General features: G+C 73.1%; 14 protein-coding genes. 10 read left to right on the plus strand and 4 right to left on the minus strand.

Going from position 1 to position 18,412, the window contains the following annotated elements:
• Nucleotides 1–527: 527 nt before the first annotated feature.
• Both EKD16_RS16730 and EKD16_RS16735 read right to left on the minus strand, forming a co-directional pair.
• The gene (locus EKD16_RS16730) at nt 528–1,277 is read right to left on the minus strand and encodes an IclR family transcriptional regulator (RefSeq protein WP_131099240.1); all 750 of its coding nucleotides are present in this window, start codon (nt 1,275–1,277) and stop codon (nt 528–530) included.
• A 10-nt stretch (nt 1,278–1,287) separates the two neighbouring features.
• Complete coding sequence (locus EKD16_RS16735; protein WP_242677011.1) at nt 1,288–2,349, minus strand: sugar kinase; 1,062 nt, start codon at nt 2,347–2,349, stop codon at nt 1,288–1,290.
• A gap of 169 nt (nt 2,350–2,518) precedes the next feature.
• On the opposite strand from EKD16_RS16735, the gene EKD16_RS16740 reads away from it, so the two are divergent.
• From EKD16_RS16740 to EKD16_RS16750, 3 genes are all read left to right on the plus strand, one after another.
• A complete protein-coding gene (locus EKD16_RS16740; protein ID WP_131099241.1) occupies nt 2,519–3,799 on the plus strand; it encodes an amidohydrolase family protein in 1,281 nt (426 codons plus the stop codon).
• Between the two features lie 463 nt (nt 3,800–4,262).
• Entirely contained in the window at nt 4,263–5,591 is a 1,329-nt protein-coding gene (locus EKD16_RS16745) for an alanine racemase (RefSeq protein WP_131099242.1), read from the plus strand.
• Between the two features lie 87 nt (nt 5,592–5,678).
• Nucleotides 5,679–6,056, plus strand: coding sequence for a RidA family protein (locus EKD16_RS16750; protein WP_131099243.1), 378 nt, complete (start codon nt 5,679–5,681; stop codon nt 6,054–6,056).
• A gap of 94 nt (nt 6,057–6,150) precedes the next feature.
• Here EKD16_RS16750 and EKD16_RS16755 read toward each other — a convergent pair whose 3' ends face one another.
• Entirely contained in the window at nt 6,151–6,981 is an 831-nt protein-coding gene (locus tag EKD16_RS16755) for a DeoR/GlpR family DNA-binding transcription regulator (protein WP_131099244.1), read from the minus strand.
• Nucleotides 6,982–7,614: 633 nt separating this feature from the next.
• Here EKD16_RS16755 and EKD16_RS16760 point away from each other — a divergent pair.
• Both EKD16_RS16760 and EKD16_RS16765 read left to right on the plus strand, forming a co-directional pair.
• Nucleotides 7,615–9,297 carry a sodium:solute symporter family protein gene (locus EKD16_RS16760; protein ID WP_131099245.1) on the plus strand — a complete coding sequence of 561 codons (1,683 nt, stop codon included), beginning with the start codon at nt 7,615–7,617 and terminating at the stop codon, nt 9,295–9,297.
• A gap of 51 nt (nt 9,298–9,348) precedes the next feature.
• Complete coding sequence (locus EKD16_RS16765) at nt 9,349–9,621, plus strand: hypothetical protein (RefSeq protein WP_131099246.1); 273 nt, start codon at nt 9,349–9,351, stop codon at nt 9,619–9,621.
• Nucleotides 9,622–9,738: 117 nt separating this feature from the next.
• Here the strand turns inward: EKD16_RS16765 and EKD16_RS26390 are convergent, their stop codons facing one another.
• Entirely contained in the window at nt 9,739–10,452 is a 714-nt protein-coding gene (locus EKD16_RS26390; RefSeq protein ID WP_131099247.1) for a hypothetical protein, read from the minus strand.
• A gap of 244 nt (nt 10,453–10,696) precedes the next feature.
• Here EKD16_RS26390 and EKD16_RS16775 point away from each other — a divergent pair, with 244 nt between their 5' ends.
• From EKD16_RS16775 to nrfD, 5 genes are all read left to right on the plus strand, one after another.
• Nucleotides 10,697–11,977: a sensor histidine kinase gene (locus tag EKD16_RS16775; protein WP_131099248.1), complete on the plus strand. Its 1,281-nt coding sequence runs from the start codon at nt 10,697–10,699 to the stop codon at nt 11,975–11,977.
• Entirely contained in the window at nt 11,974–12,684 is a 711-nt protein-coding gene (locus tag EKD16_RS16780) for a response regulator (RefSeq protein ID WP_131099249.1), read from the plus strand. The genes EKD16_RS16775 and EKD16_RS16780 overlap by 4 nt, the downstream gene beginning before the upstream one ends.
• A gap of 199 nt (nt 12,685–12,883) precedes the next feature.
• Entirely contained in the window at nt 12,884–16,135 is a 3,252-nt protein-coding gene (gene fdh, locus EKD16_RS16785; protein ID WP_131099250.1) for a formate dehydrogenase, read from the plus strand.
• 90 nt (nt 16,136–16,225) lie between these two features.
• Nucleotides 16,226–17,086 carry a 4Fe-4S dicluster domain-containing protein gene (locus tag EKD16_RS16790; protein WP_242677448.1) on the plus strand — a complete coding sequence of 287 codons (861 nt, stop codon included), beginning with the start codon at nt 16,226–16,228 and terminating at the stop codon, nt 17,084–17,086.
• Nucleotides 17,083–18,144 (plus strand): NrfD/PsrC family molybdoenzyme membrane anchor subunit, encoded by a 1,062-nt coding sequence (gene nrfD, locus EKD16_RS16795; RefSeq protein WP_207391325.1) that lies wholly within the window; start codon nt 17,083–17,085, stop codon nt 18,142–18,144. Before EKD16_RS16790 ends, nrfD begins: the two co-directional genes overlap by 4 nt.
• The last annotated feature ends 268 nt before the right edge of the window (nt 18,145–18,412 follow it).

The following is an 18,412-nucleotide window of genomic DNA, read 5'->3' on the forward strand; positions in this document are numbered from 1 at the left end:
AGCGACGTATCGTCGCCCCCGACCCCCGATCCGGCGCACCACCGGGGGCGTGCGGGCACCCGCGGCCGGGCCCCGCCGCGCGGCCTCCGGCCTGCGCGGGCCCGGCCGGAACACGGCGGCGGCGCCTGCCCGTCCCCGCGCCCGCTATGTCCGAGGTTCCGGAGTCGGCCGCGGAGGTCTGGCGATCGTGGCCGAATTCCCAAAGAACGCCGCTGGATTTCGTCATACGGGCACGACCGTCCCGATGCCCTGCGACATAACGGGCACGCGAGCGCCTCCCGGCTCCCCGGCGTCCTCGCCGCCCCCGCCGGCCACCGTCACCCGCGAGCACCCGACCCGACGACCACGGGCCCAGCCGCCCACCGCCCTCGGCGCCGCTTTTCCGTAAGACCACCCGCCACCCGGCAGACCAACAAGGCCCAACAAAGGCCCCAACGAGGCCGCCCAGCCTACCCGAGCCGCCCCTCCCCCACGTCGGCGGACGGAGTGCATCGATCGGACGCCCTCGGCACGGGCCGCCGGCCCGCTCAGGACTCGCCAGGCCAGCCGAGCTCCTCGCTGATGGCGGTGGCGGTGCGGCGGAGGTCGGGAACGAGGGCGAGCAACCGGTTCCGGTCGACCACCATGTGGGGGGCCGAAACCGACACCGCCGCCACAACCCGGCCCGTGGCGTCCCGGATCGGGGCGGCTGCGCAGTGGATGAACTCTTCGTGCTCGAAGTCGTCGAGCGCCCAACCGCGCTCGGCGGTCTCGGCCAGGTCGGCGGCCAGGCCGCTGCGGGTCGTGCGGGTGTTGGGCGTGCAGCGCGGGTAGGGCGGATCGCCCAGCAGGCGGTCACGCTCCGATTCGGACAGGTCGGCGAGCACCGTCTTGCCGACGCCCGTGGCGTGCATCGGGGCGGGCGCGCCGATGCGGGAGTACATGCGCACGGCGTGGCGCGACTCCACTTTGTCCAGGTAGACCATGCTGCCGTCCTCGGGCGCCGCGAGGTGCACGGTGTGGCCGCAGGCCGCACCGAGGTCGTGCAGGTGGGTCGATGCCGCGGCGCGCACGTCGAGCCCCTCCAGGGCGGCCTGGGCCAGGCTGGTCATACGCGGGCCGATGCGGTAGCGGCCGTCGGCCGTGCGCCGCACGAAGCGCTCCTGCTCCAGGGTGCGCAGCAGGCGCAGGGAGGTGGTGCGGTGCACGTCCAGGCGCCGACCCAGCTCGCTGATGGTGGCCGGGCCGGAGGCCAGCTCGACCAGGATTCGCAGGGCGCGTTCGACGCTGCTGGACACGGCCTCCCCCTCAGCTGCCCGGTCGCCCGGGGGCGATCGGCCCGCCGGCCGCCGAGTGCCACGCCCTCTGACTGCCTTCGGCACCCGGTCCGGAGCCGTCGGAGCCGTTGAATCCGTCGCCCGTGTCGGACCGGGGCGGGATGTCGCCGGGCACCCCGAGGACGGCCCCGGCCAGTCGCGCGCCCTCGGCCAGACTGGCGGGCACGTCGGCGCCGATGAGCAGGCCGTGCAGCACTCCGGCCGCGAACGCGTCGCCGGCGCCGGTGGGCTCGACGACGCCGACCTCCGGTGCCGGTTCGTGCCAGCTCTGTGCGCCGCGGAAGGCGGTGGCGCCGTCGGCCCCCTGCTTGACGACGACCAGCTCGGGACCTTCCAGCAGCGCGCGGACGGAGGCGGCGTCGACCGCCTCCCACAGGGCGGCGGCCTCGTCCAGGCCGCAGAAGACGACATCGGCGCGGCGGGCGGTCCGCAGCAGCACCTCCGCCTCGGCGGGCCCGTGCAGCGCCGGGCGGTAGTTGACGTCGAAGCTGCGCAGGGTGCCCGGCGCGGCGCCGTCCAAGAGGCCGTCGACCAGCTCGCGGCAGCTCGGCGAGAGGACGGCGGTGATGCCCGTGGTGTGCACGATCCGGGGCTGCTGCGCGCGGATCCGCGCGGCGTCCGCGCCGCCGAGGGCGGTGGCCGCCGAAGCGGTGCGGTAGTAGCGCACCAGCGTCCCGCCGGCGCCGTCGGGCTCCTTCACGTACAGGCCGGTGCGGCGGGCGGGATCGGTGGCCACCGAGCAGTCCACGCCCTCCGCGGCCAGCCGCGCCAGGACGTGGCGGCCGAACGCGTCGTCGCCCAGGGCGCTGTGCCAGGTGACGCGGTGCCCGGCCCGCGCAAGGTAGACGGCGACGTTGGACTCGGCGCCGCCGATCTCCAGCCGGTAGCCGGGCGCTGCCGCACCCAGGGCTTCCCCGCTCCCCGGCTCGGGGGTGCCGGGGTCGGGAACCAGTAGCGCCATGGTCTCGCCGGCGCACACCACCTCCGGTCCGCCGGGCCCGTCGTGGACGGACGGCGCGTGGTCACTGCTCACGCGGGACCTCCCCGTGCGCTCCGGCCGGAGCGCCGTATTGACCGTGATCTCGCCGGAATGCTAAGCACTTGCTGACACATACGCAACATTGATGCGCAGAGTGCAGCATGCCGACATCCCCACCGTCGGCCCGCCTTTGCACCGACACCGCCTCGAAGGAGCCCCGAAGATGTGGGATCTACTGCTGCGCGGAGGCCGCGTCGTCGATCCCGCCTGCGGGTTGGACGCCGTCGCCGACGTGGCGGTCCGCGGCGGCCGCGTCGCCGAGGTGCGGCCGCACGCCTCCGCGCCCCACGGCTCGGACGGCGCCGCGACCGACGCGGCCGAGGTCGTCGACGCGGGCGGCCGACTGGTGGTCCCCGGCCTGGTCGACATGCACACCCACCTCTGGCACGGCGCCACCTACTGGGGGCTGGACCCCGACCCGATCGCCTGGCGCACCGGGGTGACCACGTGGGTCGACGCCGGGTCCGCGGGCGCCTACAGCATGGACGGGCTGCACCGGTTCGCCGCGGATGCGGCGCGGGTGCGGGTGCACGCGCTGATCAACGTGTCGGCACTGGGCCTGGTCGCCGAGACGGGCGAGCACCACGATCTGGACAACCTGGACGTCGACACCGCGACGGCCGTCGCCGCGCGCCACGGCGGGTTCGTGCGCGGAGTCAAGGCCCGGATCGACGCGCGCACGGTCGGTCGGCACGGGGTGGAGCCGCTGCGCCGCGCAGCCGAACTCGCCCGGCGGCTGGAGCGCCCGCTGATGGTGCACGTCGGCTACGGGCCGCCCGCCATCGCCGACATCGTGCCCTTTTTGACCGAGGGCGACATCATGACCCACTGCGCCTCGGGCTGCCCGGCCGACCTGGTCGAAGACGGGCGGCTCACCGACGCCACGCGCCGCGCGCTGGATGCCGGCGTCGTCTTCGACCTCGGCCACGGCTCCGGCGCCCTGGCGTTCGACGTGCTGGAGGCGGAGCTGGCCGCGGGCGTGCGCCCGGTCGCCTCTTCCGATCTGCACGCCCGCTCGGTGCACGGTCCGGCCTTCGACCTGCCGACCGTACTGACCAAGCTGGTCGCCGCCGGAACCGACCTCGCCGAGGCCGTCGCCGCCGCCACGGTGCGCCCGGCGCGGGCCCTGGGGCTCGACGCCGGAACACTGGCGCCGGGCGCGGTCGCCGACATCGCCGTCTTCGACGTCGAACAGGGCCGCTTCCCGGTCCTCGACGTGCACGGCGGCATGCGGGAGTCACCCGTGCGCCTGACGAACACCGCCACCTACGTCGGCGGCCGCCTCCTGCCTCCCTGCGCCGCCGAGGCGCCGCCGCCTTGGATCCCGCTCAGTCCGGCGCAGCACCGGGCCGAGCAGGAGCGCGTCCACAACATCCGATCGGCCGTCCGCCGCCTCGACCGCCCCGAGGACTTCGACGAGCCCTTCCCCAGGGCGGACGCGTGACGCGCCCGCCGCGGCGGCCCCGGACCCGGCGGGCCGCCCGGCGCCCGACCGGTCAGCGGACTCTTCGCCAGAGACCCGTGAAGCGGTGCACCCCCGGCCCGGCCCCGGCCCGGACCCTGCCCGCTCCGACGCCGCCGCGCGCGGCCGCCCGCGAACCCGCTCACCGCTTGCCCGCGGTGGCACCGGCGCCGCCGGTGCCACCGCGGCTGTTCCCGGCTTTGGGCCCCGACCGGCCGCGCCGAGCCCCGTCTCGGACGCACGCCGGTGGACACCGGCCGCACGCGAGGTGTCTCGGCGCCGGGCCGGACGTCCGGCCCGGCGCCGAGCGAGCGCCGTCTGCCGCTCGCCGCGAGCGCTCGGCACACCGGAGTGCTGCGCGGGTCCCCGAACCGTCTGTCGTGAAGGGAGGGAAGCGGCCTCAGCGCTCCGCCTCGCCGGAAACCGCTGCCGTGCCGCGCACCCGATGACCGAATCCGCATCCTCCGCCACCCCGGCGGGGGGCTCCGCTGCCGTCGCCGGGACGGGGCTGCCCGCGGAGGAACTCGCCGCGCTCGACGCCGACCGCGTCGAAGCGCGCTCGCTGCCCGCGAGTCCCGTCAGCGCGGCCGAGGTCCGCGCGGCCGGGCTGCGGCTGGACGACCTGTGGCTGCCCGCTGTGGTGCTGCACGAGGACGCGCTGCGGCACAACCTGGACCGGTTCGCCCGCTGGTGCTCCGAGCACGGGGCCGAACTGGCACCGCACGGCAAGACGACCATGTCGCCGCACCTGTGGTCGGCCCAGCTCGACCGCGGCGCCTGGGCCCTGACCGCCGCCACGGTCGCCCAGGCGCGGGTGATGCGCCGATTCGGCGCCTCCCGGGTGCTGATCGCCAACGAGGTCGTGGAGCCGGGCCAGCTCGCCTGGCTCGCCGAGGCGCTGGACGATCCGGACTTCACCCCGATGTGCCTGGTCGACTCCGAAGCGCAGGCGGCGGCGATGGAGACCGCGCTCGCGGCGGCGCCGCGCCCCCTGCCCGTCCTCGTCGAGATCGGAGTGGCCGGTCGGCGCACCGGCGTGCGCGACCCCGGCGACGCGCTCGCCTTGGCGCGCCGCGTGGCGGCGAGCGCCCGTCTGCGGCTCGCCGGCGTCGAAGGCTACGAGGGCGTCTTCCCGCAGCGCCGCGACGGCGACGCGCCCGAGCGTGCGCGCGCGTGGCTGGATGCGCTGGCGGAGTTCGCGGCCCGCGCCGACTCCGAGGGGCTCTTCGCCGCGGTGGAGGAGATCGTGGTCACCGCGGGCGGCAGTGCCTACCCCGACCTCGCCGCCGACGCACTGGCCGCCGTGCCCGCGCTGTCGCGCCCGCTGCGCCCGGTCATCCGCTCCGGCTGCTACCTCACCCACGACGACCTGTTCATGGAACGCGCCTCCCCGCTGCGCAGCGCCGCCGACCCGGCACCGCTGCGCCCGGCGCTGACCTGCTACGCCCGCGTACTGTCGTGTCCGGAGCCGGGACGCGCCCTGCTGGGGGCGGGCAAGCGCGACGTGTCCTTCGACATCGACCTTCCCCGCCCCCGGGCGGTGCTGCGCGACGGACGGCGCACGGCCGTGGGCGAGGGCGTGCGGGTGGTGGAACTCAACGACCACCACGCCTTCCTGGACGTGGCGGAGTCCGCGGGCGACGCGGTGCCGCAGGTGGGCGATGTGGTGGAGCTGGGCCTGTCGCACCCCTGCACGGTCTTCGACAAGTGGCCGCTCATTCCGGTCCTGGACTCCCGAAGGCGCGTCGTCGACGCCGTTCGTACCCTGTTCTGATTCCCGCCGCTTACTGCCGATCCTCGCGGTGCCGGACCCGGTGCCGCGAGGGTGCCCGACACACCAGAGTAGAAAGGCGCACCCCGCATGCCCAAGCGAGCCGTCCACGCCCACGAGGCCGCCCCTCCCGGCGGCCCGTACTCCCACGCGGTCGTCGCCGGCGACTTCGTCTACCTCTCCGGAGCCACCCCGCACCTGCGGGACCGCTCATTGGTGGAGGGTCCGTTCACCGAGCAGGCCCGCACCACCTTCGACAACCTCGCCGCGGTCGCCGCGGCCGCCGGGGCGAGCCTGGCCGACGCGGTACGCGTCGGCGTGTACCTGCGCGACCTGGGCGACTTCGCGGCGATGAACGAACTGTTCGCGGATTACTTCCGCACCGAGCCGCCGGCGCGGACGACGCTGCAGGCCGACCTGCCCGGCTTCGCGATCGAGGTCGACGCGGTGCTCTACCGGCCGCGGTAACGGTTTCCGCGGGAACCTTCGCGGCGGAAAACCCGAAACCGGCCGAGTACCGGGGTTTCCACCGCGAAGGCCGAGGGGCCGACCGGGCCGGGTCCTATGCGCCCGTGGCCCGCCCTCCGCCATGGGCCGGCTCGTCGCGCTCCTGTTCCCGGTCCTCACCGGCGATCATCAGCCCGCCGACGCGGTCGGCGATCGCCTGGCGGGCGTCCTGTTCCAGCCCTGCGTCGGTGACCAGCACGTCGCAGCGCTCCAGCGGCGCGATGGTGGAGATGCCCACCGTCGCCCATTTGGTGTGGTCGGCCACGACCACGAGCTTGCGCGCGGCCTCGACCAGCGCCTGGTCGGTCTCGCCTTCCATCAGGTTGGGCGTGGTCAGGCCCGCGCCGACGTCCATCCCGTGCACCCCCAGCAGCAGCGTGTCCAGGTGCAGGCTGCGCACGGCGGCGACGGCCAGCGGCCCCACCAGGGCGTCGGAGGGGGTGCGGAAACCGCCTGTCAGCACGACGGTCTGGTCGGGCCGGGCCGAACGGTAGAACACGTCGGCGACGCGCAGGCAGTTGGTGACCACCGTCAGGCCGGGGGTGTCGCGCAGGCGGTGGGCGACGGCGCAGGTGGTCGTGCCCGCCGAGAGGCCGATGGCGCTGTGGGGTTCCACGAGGCGCGCGGCGACGGCGGCGATCGCCTGCTTCTCTTCCTCCTGGCGGGTCGCGTTGATCTCGAAGCCCGGTTCCTCGGTGCTGTGCCGGTGCGGAGCCACCGCCCCGCCGTGGACCTTGCGCAGCAGGCCGCGGGCCTCCAAGGCGTCGAGGTCGCGCCGCACGGTCATGTCGGAGACGTCGAAGCTCTCGACGAGCTCGGTGACGCGGACCCCGCCGGCGGCCCGCACCTGTTCGAGGATCAGTGCCTGTCGCTGCGCGGCCAGCATCGCGTCCCCCGTCGTCGGCGGGTCCGTCGGTCCGCGGACCCGTCGTCGGGGCGTGCACCCTTGGCGAGCCGCGGCACCGCGTGCCCGTGTTGGAAATTGTTGGGATGATAGTGACATACCACGCAAACGTGTCAAGCCACCGATAGCTCAACCCCAGTATCCCGTATCCACGCGTATCCACCCTCACCCGGCCCACCCGGGGGGCCGAAGGGCGTGTCAACCGGGAGGCGCGGCATCCGTGATGCGACGCTTGACACGCCCGGACTTCTGCACGAGGGTTACTCCGAATGTGCGCTAATGTTCGATTTCGTGAGAAATTGACGTTGCACCCGCACGACAACCGCATACGGATCGGGGCAGAGCCCGTTCGCCCGCCGGTCCCGCACCGCTGCCGCCGGGAGCACGGCGGCGTTCCGACGCCGCATCCTCCGGCGCGGGCGGCCCGGCAGCGGCCCGCGGGCGTCGCCCCGACATGCCGCGCACGCCCCTCGCCCGGCCCGCTCCGGCCGAGCGCGGCGGCGGCCCGCACCGCCCCCGCCGGCCGGCGCCACCCCGCACCGACCGAGGACCGCAAGTGTTCGCGGCTGCACCCCCGACGGGAAGGACCATCGTGTTCAGAGAGGACTGGCCGAAGTGACCGCCCTAGCACAAGAGCCACTGCGGCTGGACGCCACCGCCGTCGATTACACCCTGCTCGCGCTGTACTTCGTGTTCGTGCTGGGGATCGGCTTCCTCGCCCGCCGGTCGGTATCGACCAGCCTGGACTTCTTCCTGTCCGGGCGCTCGCTGCCGGCCTGGGTGACGGGCCTGGCCTTCATCGCGGCCAACCTCGGCGCCATCGAGATCATCGGGATGTCGGCCAACGGTGCCCAGTACGGCATGGCGACCATGCACTACTTCTGGGTCGGCGCCGTACCGGCGATGCTGTTCCTCGGCATCGTGATGATGCCGTTCTACTACGGCTCCAAGGTGCGCAGCGTCCCCGAGTTCATGAACCGGCGCTTCGGCAAGGCGGCGCACCTGGTCAACGGCATCAGCTTCGCCGCGGCCCAGATCCTGATCGCCGGCATCAACCTGTTCCTGCTGGCCACCATCGTCGACGCGCTGCTGGGCTGGCCGCTGTGGCTGTCCCTGATCGTCGCCGCCGCCATCGTGCTCAGCTACACCGCACTCGGCGGGCTCTCCGCGGCCATCTACAACGAGGTGCTGCAGTTCTTCGTCATCGTCGCCGCGCTGCTGCCGCTGACCCTGGCCGGGCTCAACCGCGTCGGCGGCTGGTCGGGGCTGGTCGATGAGATCACCAACAGCCCGCAGGGCGCGGAGCAGCTCTCCGCCTGGCCCGGCAACTCGCTGACCGGCTTCGAGAGCGACATCCTCAGCGTCTTCGGCATCGTGCTGGGCCTGGGCTTCGTGCTGGCGTTCGGCTACTGGACGACCAACTTCGTCGAGGTCCAGCGCGCGATGGCCTCCAAGAGCATGTCGGCCGCTATGCGCACCCCGATCATCGGCGCCTTCCCCAAGCTGTTCATCCCCTTCATCGTCGTGATCCCCGGCATGATCGCCGGCGTCACCGCCTCGGAGATGGTGGCCCTCAAGGCCGGCGAGAACGCCAACGTCGAGTACAACGACGCCATCCTGCTGCTGATGCGCGACCTGCTGCCCAACGGCCTGCTCGGTGTCGCGCTGGCGGGTCTGCTGGCCTCGTTCATGGCCGGCATGGCCGCCAACCTCAGTTCGTTCAACACGGTGTTCACCTACGACATCTGGCAGGCCTACGTCGTCAAGAACCGGCCCGACTCCTACTACCTGAGGATGGGTCCCTGGGTGACCGTGGTCGCCACCGTGGGCGCCGTGGGCACCGCGTTCATCGCCTCCGGCTACTCCAACCTGATGAACTACCTGCAGCAGCTGTTCTCGTTCTTCAACGCCCCGCTGTTCGCCACGTTCATCCTCGGTATGTACTGGAAGCGGATGACGCCGCACGCCGGCTGGAGCGGTCTGGTCGCCGGTACCGCGGCGGCGATCATCGTGTTCATCCTCGGCGAGACCGGCGTGCTGGGGCTCTCCGCGCAGGGCGCCAGCTTCGTGGGCGCGGGTGCGGCCTTCGTCGTCGACATCGTGGTGAGCGTCGTGGTCAGCATGTTCACCCGGCCCAGGCCCGACTCCGAACTGGTGGGCCTGGTGCACTCGCTGACGCCGCGCGAGCAGCGCCGCCCGTCCCACACCGGTGAGGACGCCGGGTGGTATCGGCGGCCGGCCCTGCTCGCCGGTATCGCCCTGGTGATCACCATCGCCCTGAACTTCATCTTCGCCTAGACGACCGCAGGGCAGACATATGTTGAGAAAAGCTGGCAAGGAGGCAATCCGATGAGTGCTGACACCCCTGCGGGCCGGCACACCGCCAAGGCCTTCGACGTCCGGACGATCATCGCGCTGCTGTTCGTCATCTACGGCGTGGTCCTGACGGCGATGGGTATCTTCCAGGGGGCCGAGAAGACCGAGGTGAACCTGAACCTGTGGTCGGGCCTGGGCATGCTCGTCTTCAGCCTCCTGATGGGCGGCTGGGTGCTGCTCAAGCCGCTGAACGTCCCCGACGGCGGCGAATCGGAGTCCGGGACCGGCTCCGGCTCGGAAAGCTGACCGGCCCGCCGTCCGAATACCGGAAGCGACCGGTGCCCGGACCCGCCGAGCGGGGATCCGGGCACCGGTCGGCAGCCCGCTTCCGGGTACGCCCGCGCGCGTGCACCACCGGCCGCGTCAGCGCAGGCGCCGCAGAGCGAGCGCGAACATGAACCCGTAGACGGCCGCCACGAGCAGCGCCGCGGTGAGAGCCACGGCCAGCGGCGGCAGTACCAGTGCTCCCGCGGCGGTGCCCGCGCCCAACGCGGCCGTCGCGAACCCGCCCGGCCGCTGGACGCGGTGCCAGGCCGCGGCCAGCCGCTTCAGTGCCGGATCCACCGGCTCGCCCGGCGGGCCGAGGCGGGGCACCAGGACGCCCACCCCCACCAGCAGCACGCCCACCGCGACCGCCGCGCCTCGCTCCACAGGCACCGCATAGCCGGCGAAGTGCATCAGCATGCCCACGTGCAGCAGCGCCATGAACGGCCCCAGCAGCCCCAGCACCGTGTTCGCACCCGCCGTCCGGGTACGCGGCGGCGGCGCGGCCCCCGCGAACGGCGTCGTGTGCAGGCGCCGCTGCAAGACCGCGTCCACGCGCGCGCTCATCGCGAGGAGCGCCGCGACGAGCGCCAGCGCCGCGGGAAACGCGGCCGCCACCACCTCGCGCGGCACCCGCACCGCCGAACGGTGCACCGTGCTTTCGCGCGTGGTCACCGCCTCGGGTATCCGGTCCCACAGCGCCGCGTCCGCCGCCGCCATGGCGGCCATGCTCACCGCCGCGACGGCGATGCCCGCCCAGGGCGGCGCGGCCCGCACGGGCTCCGCGCTCTCCGGTCGCTGTCGTTCCTCCATCGCCGCCTCCCTGGTCCACGGGCGGCCACGGCTCCCGTCCACACCGCCGCGGCCGTCCGTTGTGCTGCGAACGCTAGGAGGCGGCACCCGCGGCCGGCATCGCCCCGACGTCACGGACCCGGCACGTCCCCGCGCAGCGCGTCCGAGGGGTGGGCACATGACCTCCGGCACGGCGCGGAACATGCCCCGGCCGTGCCGCGGGCGCCCTCCTCGCCCCGCCCTCCGCGGGCTAGGCTCGGATGCCATGGGCCACAGCGGAGTCCGCACCCCCCGGGATCTCAGCCGTTGGATCGCACCGCGCGCAGCGGGTCCGCCGTTGATCCTCGGCGTGCTCTTCTGGGGCACGGTCGCGGTCGTACTGGCCGTCAACGCCTATGCGACCTCGCTTGCGCCCGGGTTCGTGCCCGCCGGATGGCCGCTGCCCGACGCCCTCTACTACCTGGTGCCCTCCGCCCTGGCGGCGGCGTGCCTGCTGTGGCCGCGCATCGCCTGGAGCCGCTCGGCGCCACCGGTGCGCAAGGCGGCGTCCTGCGGCTTCCTGGCCGCCGCGCTGGGGGTCATGCTCAACGGCCAGCTCGTCGGCCTCCTGATGCCCGCCCTGGCCATCGGCAACGCCGCAGTGGTGTTCGGCGTCGCCGGCGGTCTGGCCTACGCCGCCTGCGCCTGGGCCGTCACGCTCGCCGTGAGCCTGGCCAACCCCGCTCAGCGGGTGCCGTCCGCGCTGCTGGACAGCGCACTGGTGCTGCTGCTGTGCCTGTTCATGCTGCTGGCGGCGGCCGCGCTGGCGGCCGCCTGGCAGCGATCCGAGCGGACCCGCCGCCTGCTGGCCGATCTGGAGGACGCCCACGCCGAGCTGCGCCGCTATGCCGAGCGCACCCGGGAGTTGGCCGTCGCCGAGGAGCGTGCGCGCATGGCCCGCGACATGCACGACTCCGTCGGCCATTACCTGACCGTCGTCAACATGAGCCTGGCCAACGCGCAGCGGTTCCGCGACACGCGGCCCGAAGAGGCATGGCGGGAGGTCGCCGACGCCCAGCGGCTCACCCGCGACGCGCTGGCCGACACCCGCCAGTGGGTACGGGCGCTCAACCCGCTGCGCATGCGGGGACGCAGCGGAGTCGAAGCCATGCGCGCGCTGGCCGAGTCGTTCACCGGCCGCGGGACGGCGATCGGCTTCACAAGCCGCGGCGACTGGCCGGAGACCGCCGAGGAGACCGGCCTCATCTGCTACCGCACACTGCAAGAAGCCGTCACGAACGCGCTGCGCCACTCCGGCGCCGACCGGATCGACGCGGTCGCCGAGTGCAGTGGCACGGCGGTGGAACTGCGGGTGAGCGACAACGGCCGCGGCGCCCGCGGCGCGGCGGAGGGATTCGGGCTGGGCGGGTTGCGCGAACGCGTCGAAACGGCGGGCGGGAGCCTGGCGGCCCGCGACCGCGCCGAGGGCGGGTTCGAGGTGGTCGCGCGCCTGCCGGTGCAGAGTCCGGCGGCACTCGGAGCGGACGCGGAAGCGGAGACGGCATGACCGCAGCGGCCGTGCGCGTCCTCATCGTCGACGACCAGATCCTGCTGCGCCAGGGTCTGCGCAAGCTGCTGGAGGTCGAAGAAGGGGTGCGGATCGTCGGCGACGCCCGGGACGGCGTCGCGGCGCTGGACTTCCTCGACGGCGCTTGCGAGGGCGCCCTTCCCGATGTGGCGCTGGTCGACGCGCGCATGCCCCGGATGGACGGCGTGGCGCTGATCGAACGGATGGCGGCGCAGTACCCCGGGGTGGCCGCGGTGGTGCTGACCACCTTCGACGACGACGACTACATCTTCGGCGGCATGCGCGCCGGCGCGAAGGGCTACCTGCTCAAGGACACACCGCCGGACGAACTGGTCGCGGCGATCCGCCGCGCGGCCCGCGGGGAGACGGTGCTGGGCGGGGCGGCCGCCGAGCGCATCGTCGGTGCGCTGCTGGCCGGCCCGGCGGATTCGGGCGCAGGCGAGGCGGCGGACTCCGGGGGCGGTGCCGAGCCGACCCCCGGCTCCCCCGCCGAGGCCGGGCTGTCCGAACGCGAGCTGGAGGTGGCCCGCCTCGTCGGCACCGGGGCCGCGAACCGCGAGATCGCCCGCGGCCTGTTCATCACCGAAGGCACCGCCAAGAACCACGTCACCAGCATCCTGCGCAAGCTCGGCCTGCGCGACCGCACCCAGCTCGCGGTGTGGGTGAACCGCCGCCCGCGGGACTGATCGCGGCGACCGCCGACCTGGGCCGCCGGGCGCGCGACCGGCCGGGCGGCGCGCCGAACCCCGCTCCAGCCAGGTATTCCCCCGTTGCACGTTGCGTTTGCCACCCTGCGGCCGGGGTAGCGGCCGTCCGCCCCACGAGCACGGCGGTCCCGTCCGCGTGCCCGTCGGCCCGACCAGCGCAGCAGGCAGAGGAGAGGCGATGGGCGTTCGCACGTTGATCGAGTCATGGCCGGTCTACCGGCAGCTGACCGGAAAAGACCCGTCCGGTCGCGGAGCCGCGGCCAAGTCCGCGGGCAGCCGCAATCTGCGGGCGCGCACGGCTGAGGCCGACCGGGTGGTCAAGTCGGTCTGCCCCTACTGCGCGGTGGGGTGCGGGCAGAACGTCTACGTCCGCGACGAGCAGGTCGTGCAGATCGAGGGCGACCCCGACTCCCCCATCAGCCGGGGCCGACTGTGCCCCAAAGGTTCGGCCAGCCTGCAGCTCACCACCGGCTCCTCCCGTCGGCACACGGTGCTCTACCGGCCGCCGCATGCCGCCGACTTCTCAGAGATCGGCCTGTGGGACGCCATGCACATGGTCGCCGACCGGGTGATCGAGGCCCGCCGCCAGGGCTGGCAGGACGAGCAGAACGGGATCCGGACCTCCCGCACCCTGGGTCTCGCGAGCCTCGGCGGCGCCACACTGGACAACGAGGAGAACTACCTCATCAAAAAGCTGCTGACGGCGCTGGGCGTGGTGCAGATCGAGAACCAGGCGCGCGTCTGCCACAGCTCCACGGTGGCCGGGCTGGGCACCTCGTTCGGCCGCGGCGGCGCCACCACGTTCATGCAGGATCTGCAGAACTCCGACTGCATCGTCATCGAGGGCTCCAACTACGCGGAGGCGCACCCCGTCGGGTTCCAGTGGGTGATGGAGGCCAAGGCCCGCGGAGCCGTGGTCATCCACGTCGACCCCCACTACAGCCGCACCAGCGCGCTGGCCGACCTGCACGTGCCCATCCGCGCCGGCACCGACATCGCCTTCCTCGGCGGGATCATCAACCGCGTGCTCAGCGAGGGGCACTACTTCCGCGAGTACCTGCTGAACTTCACCAACGCCGCCACCATCGTCAACGAGGACTTCCGCGACACCGAGGACCTCGACGGGCTGTTCTCCGGCTTCTCCGAGGACGGGCGCAAGTACAACGTGCGGGACTGGCGCTACGAGGGCGTGGACATCGCCCCGGCCTCGGGCAAACGCGACGAGGAGTACTGGGACCGGGTCGAGCAGCCGCAGGAGACCGGGGCGGGCGCGCGGCCGGAATCCCAGGGTGCGGGCGGCGCCGCGGTCGGCGGCACCCCCGAGACCGACCCCACGCTGGAGCACCCCCGCTGCGTGTTCCAGATCCTCAAGCGGCACTACTCCCGCTACACACCGGAGATGGTCGAGGAGATCTGCGGCATCCCCCGCGAGACGTTCCGGCGGGTGTGCGACCACCTGACCGAGAACTCCGGGCGCGACCGCACGTCCGCCTTCTGCTACGCGGTGGGCTGGACCCAGCACACCGTCGGCGCCCAGTACATCCGGGCGGCCTCGGTGCTGCAGCTGCTGCTGGGCAACATCGGCCGGCCGGGCGGCGGCATCCAGGCGCTGCGCGGCCACGCCAGCATCCAGGGTTCCAGCGACGTGCCGACCCTGTTCAACCTGCTGCCCGGCTACATCCCGATGCCCCACGCCCACGAGGAGCAGACGCTGGAGGACTTCGTGACCGCCGACGCCGCGGTCAACGGGTTCTGGTCGGAGATGGACTCCTACCTGGTCAGCCTGCTCAAAGCCTGGTGGGGCGAGCACGCCACGGCCGACAACGACTTCGCCTTCGACCACCTGCCCCGCATCACCGGTTCGCACAGCACCTACGACACCGTCATGGAGCAGATGCGCGGGGTGTGCAAGGGCTACTTCCTGATGGGCGAGAACCCGGCCGTCGGCTCGGCCAACGCCCGCGCGCAGCGCCGGGGCATGGCCAACCTGGACTGGCTGGTGGTACGCGACTTCTCGCTCATCGAGAGCGCGACCTGGTGGAGGGACGGCCCGGAGATCGAATCGGGCGAGATGCGCACCGAGGACATCGGCACCGAGGTGTTCTTCTTCCCCGCCGCCTCCCACACCGAGAAGTCGGGCACCTTCACCAACACCAACCGGACGCTGCAGTGGCACGACCGGGCGGTGCTGCCCGGCGGCGACGCCCGCAGCGACCTGTGGTTCATGTACCACCTGGGCCGCATCCTGCGCGAGAAGCTCGCGGGATCGACCGACCCGCGCGACCGCCCGCTGCTGGAGCTGACCTGGGACTACCCGCTGGAGGAGGGCGCCGAGCCCTCCGCTGCGGCCGTCCTCGCCGAGATCAACGGCTACGACGCCGAGGGCCGCCACCTCGACGTCTACACCCAGCTGAAGAGCGACGGTTCGACCACGTGCGGCTGCTGGATCTACTGCGGGGTCTACGCCGAGGGCGTCAACCAGGCCGCCCGCCGCAAACCCCACACCGAGCAGGACTGGATCGCCGCCGAGTGGGCGTGGTCGTGGCCCAACAACCGGCGGCTGCTGTACAACCGGGCCTCCGCCGACGCCGACGGCGCGCCCTGGAGCGACCGCAAGGCGCTGGTGTGGTGGGACGAGGAGAAGGGGCGGTGGACCGGCCACGACATCCCCGACTTCGAGGCCGACAAGCGCCCCGACTACGAACCGCCCGAGGGCGCCCGGGGTGTGCAGGCTCTCAACGGCAGGGACGCGTTCATCATGCAGGGCGACGGCAAGGGCTGGCTGTACGCGCCGGCCGGGCTCACCGACGGGCCGATGCCCACGCACTACGAGCCGCAGGATTCGCCGTTCGCCAATCTGCTCTACGGGCAGAGCCGCAACCCCACGCGCCTGGTCTACCCGCATCCGGACAACCGCTATCACCCCGATCCCGGCACGCCGGAGGCCGAGGTCTTCCCCTTCGTGGTGACCACCTACCGGCTCACCGAGCATTTCACCGCGGGCGGGATGAGCCGGTGGACGCCCTATCTCGCCGAGCTGCAGCCGGAGTTCTTCTGCGAGGTCTCACCCGAGCTGGCCCGTGAGCGGGGCCTGACGCACGGCGACTGGGCCACCGTCGTCTCGGCGCGCAACGCCATCGAGGCGCGGGTACTGGTGACCGACCGCATGGTGCCGCTGCGGGTGCAGGGCCGCACCGTGCACCAGATCGGGATGCCTTACCACTGGGGCCCCAACGGCTACACCACGGGCGACGCCTTCAACGAGCTGTCGTCGATCGCGCTGGACTCCAACGTGCACATCCAGGAGGTCAAGGCGCTGACCGTGGACATCCGGCCGGGGCGCCGCCCTCGCGGAGGCGAGCGCCGCGAGCTGGTGCTGGACTACCAGCGGCGCGCCGGAATCGACGACCGCACCGGAACGGAGGTATGACCGATGGCCCTAGACGAGCAGTCCGGCGCGCGCACCGGAGTCCCCGGCGACACGGCGCAGACGCCCGAAGCGGAGGACGCCCGCCCCCGCATGGGCTTCTTCACCGACACCAGCGTGTGCATCGGGTGCAAGGCCTGCGAGGTCGCCTGCAAGGAATGGAACATGATTCCCGAGGACGGCCTGGACTTCACCGCCATGTCCTTGGACAACAGCGGCGGTCTCAGCGCCGACACCTGGCGGCACGTGGCGTTCATCGAGCAGCGCAAGCCGATCGGCGTCCAGGAGACCGGCGTCGGCCGGCCCGAGGGCGCGCCCGACCCGGTCGATCTCGGAATGCCGTCCTTCGAGCTGCCGGGCGCCTCCGCCGGCGAGGAGGAGCGCGGCGAGTTCCGCTGGCTGATGTCGTCCGACGTGTGCAAGCACTGCACGCACGCCGCCTGCCTGGACGTGTGCCCGACGGGGTCGCTGTTCCGCACCGAGTACGGCACGGTCGTGGTCCAGGAGGACATCTGCAACGGGTGCGGGTACTGCATCCCGGCCTGCCCCTACGGGGTGATCGGCAAGCGCGAGGACGACGGCCGGGTGTGGAAGTGCACGCTGTGCTACGACCGGCTGGGCGAGGGCCAGGAGCCGGCGTGCGCGAAGGCGTGCCCGACCGACTCCATCCAGTTCGGCGACCTGGACGAGCTGCGTGAGCGCGCCGACGAGCGGCTGCGCAGCCTGCACGACGCCGGCATCGAGTCCGCGCAGCTCTACGGCCGCGATCCCGACGACGGGGTCGGCGGCGACGGCGCGTTCTTCCTGCTGCTGGACGAACCCGAGGTCTACGGGCTGCCGCCGGATCCCGTGGTGACGACACGGGACCTGCCGTCGATGTGGCGCCACGCGGGCGTCGCGGCGGCGGCGCTGCTGGCCGGAATCACCGCGACGTTCATCGGAGGTCGGCGTTGAGCACATCGGACGTGACCAAGGAGGGCATCCGCGGTGCCCGGCCCGACCGCGAGGCGATGACCGGCGCGGCCTCCACCGTCGACGGGCATCGGCACACCGGGCCGGGCGACCGCGGCGCGGGCTCGGAGTTCCGCTCGTATTACAACCAGCCGGTGCTCAACCAGATCGTGTGGCAGCCGCGCGACATCGCCGGGTACTTCTTCCTGGGGGGTCTGGCCGGTGCCTCGTCCGTCCTCGCGGCGGGCGCCGACCTCACCGGCCGCCCCGACCTGGCCCGACCGCTGCGCTACACCGCGCTGGCGGGTGTCACCGGCTCGCTGGCGGCGCTGATCAACGATCTCGGGCGGCCCGCGCGGTTTCTGAACATGCTGCGGGTGGTGAAGTGGACCTCGCCGATGAGCGTGGGGACGTGGCTCCTGGTGGGTTACGGCCCGCTCGCCGGCGCCGCCGCGGTCTCGTCGGCCACCGGCCTGCTGCCGGGGCCGGGCAGGCTCGCGGGCCTGGGCGCCGCCGCCTTCGGCCCGGCCGTCGCGGCCTACACCGCGCCGCTGATCTGCGACACCGCGGTGCCCGCCTGGCACGACGGCTACCGGGAGATGCCGTTCGTGTTCACCGGATCGGCCGCGGCCGCGGCCGGAGGCATGGGCATGATCACGGCGCCGGTGGCGCAGGCCGGGCCCGCCCGGCGCGCGGGAGTCATCGGATCGGTGCTGGAGACGACGGCGATGGAGGCGATGGAGCGGCGCATGGGCATGGTCGCCGAGCCCTACAAGCAGGGGCGCAGCGGCACGGTCCTGCGGGTCGCCAAAGCGCTGACCGTCGGCGGAGCCGTGGGCGCGCTCGCGGGCGGCCGCAGCCGGACGGTCTCGGTCCTCGCCGGGGCCGCGCTGCTGGCCGGGTCGGCCTGCACGCGGTTGGGCGTGTTCAAGGCGGGGCAGGCGTCGGCGGCCGACCCCAAGTACACGGTGGTTCCGCAGCGCGAGCGCATCCGCGAGCGCGAGCGGGCGGCCGAGCACGGACGCGCCATTGGGGAAGGCGGTGCGGAGGAGGGCGCCTGAGCCTTCCAGAGGCGTCGCTTCCGCCGCTTGTCTACCGTTGCTCCCGCCCCGCGCGCGTGAGGCGCGCGGGGCGGAGCGATGAGGTTTCGTCTCTGGCGCGGTCTACTCTTCACACATAGCGCAGACGAGCACCTGGAGCAGTGGACATGCGGCCCGCCGCCCATCCTTCGTGAAGAAATGGTCGCCTCCAGGCCCCGGGTCCGGCCATTTCTTCACGAAGATTCCCGCAGATACCGGCATAGCAGACATACCGATATCCGATCTCCGC

Origin of the sequence: Streptomonospora litoralis (genome assembly GCF_004323735.1) — a bacterium.
GTDB classification, from domain to species: Bacteria; Actinomycetota; Actinomycetes; order Streptosporangiales; family Streptosporangiaceae; genus Streptomonospora; species Streptomonospora litoralis.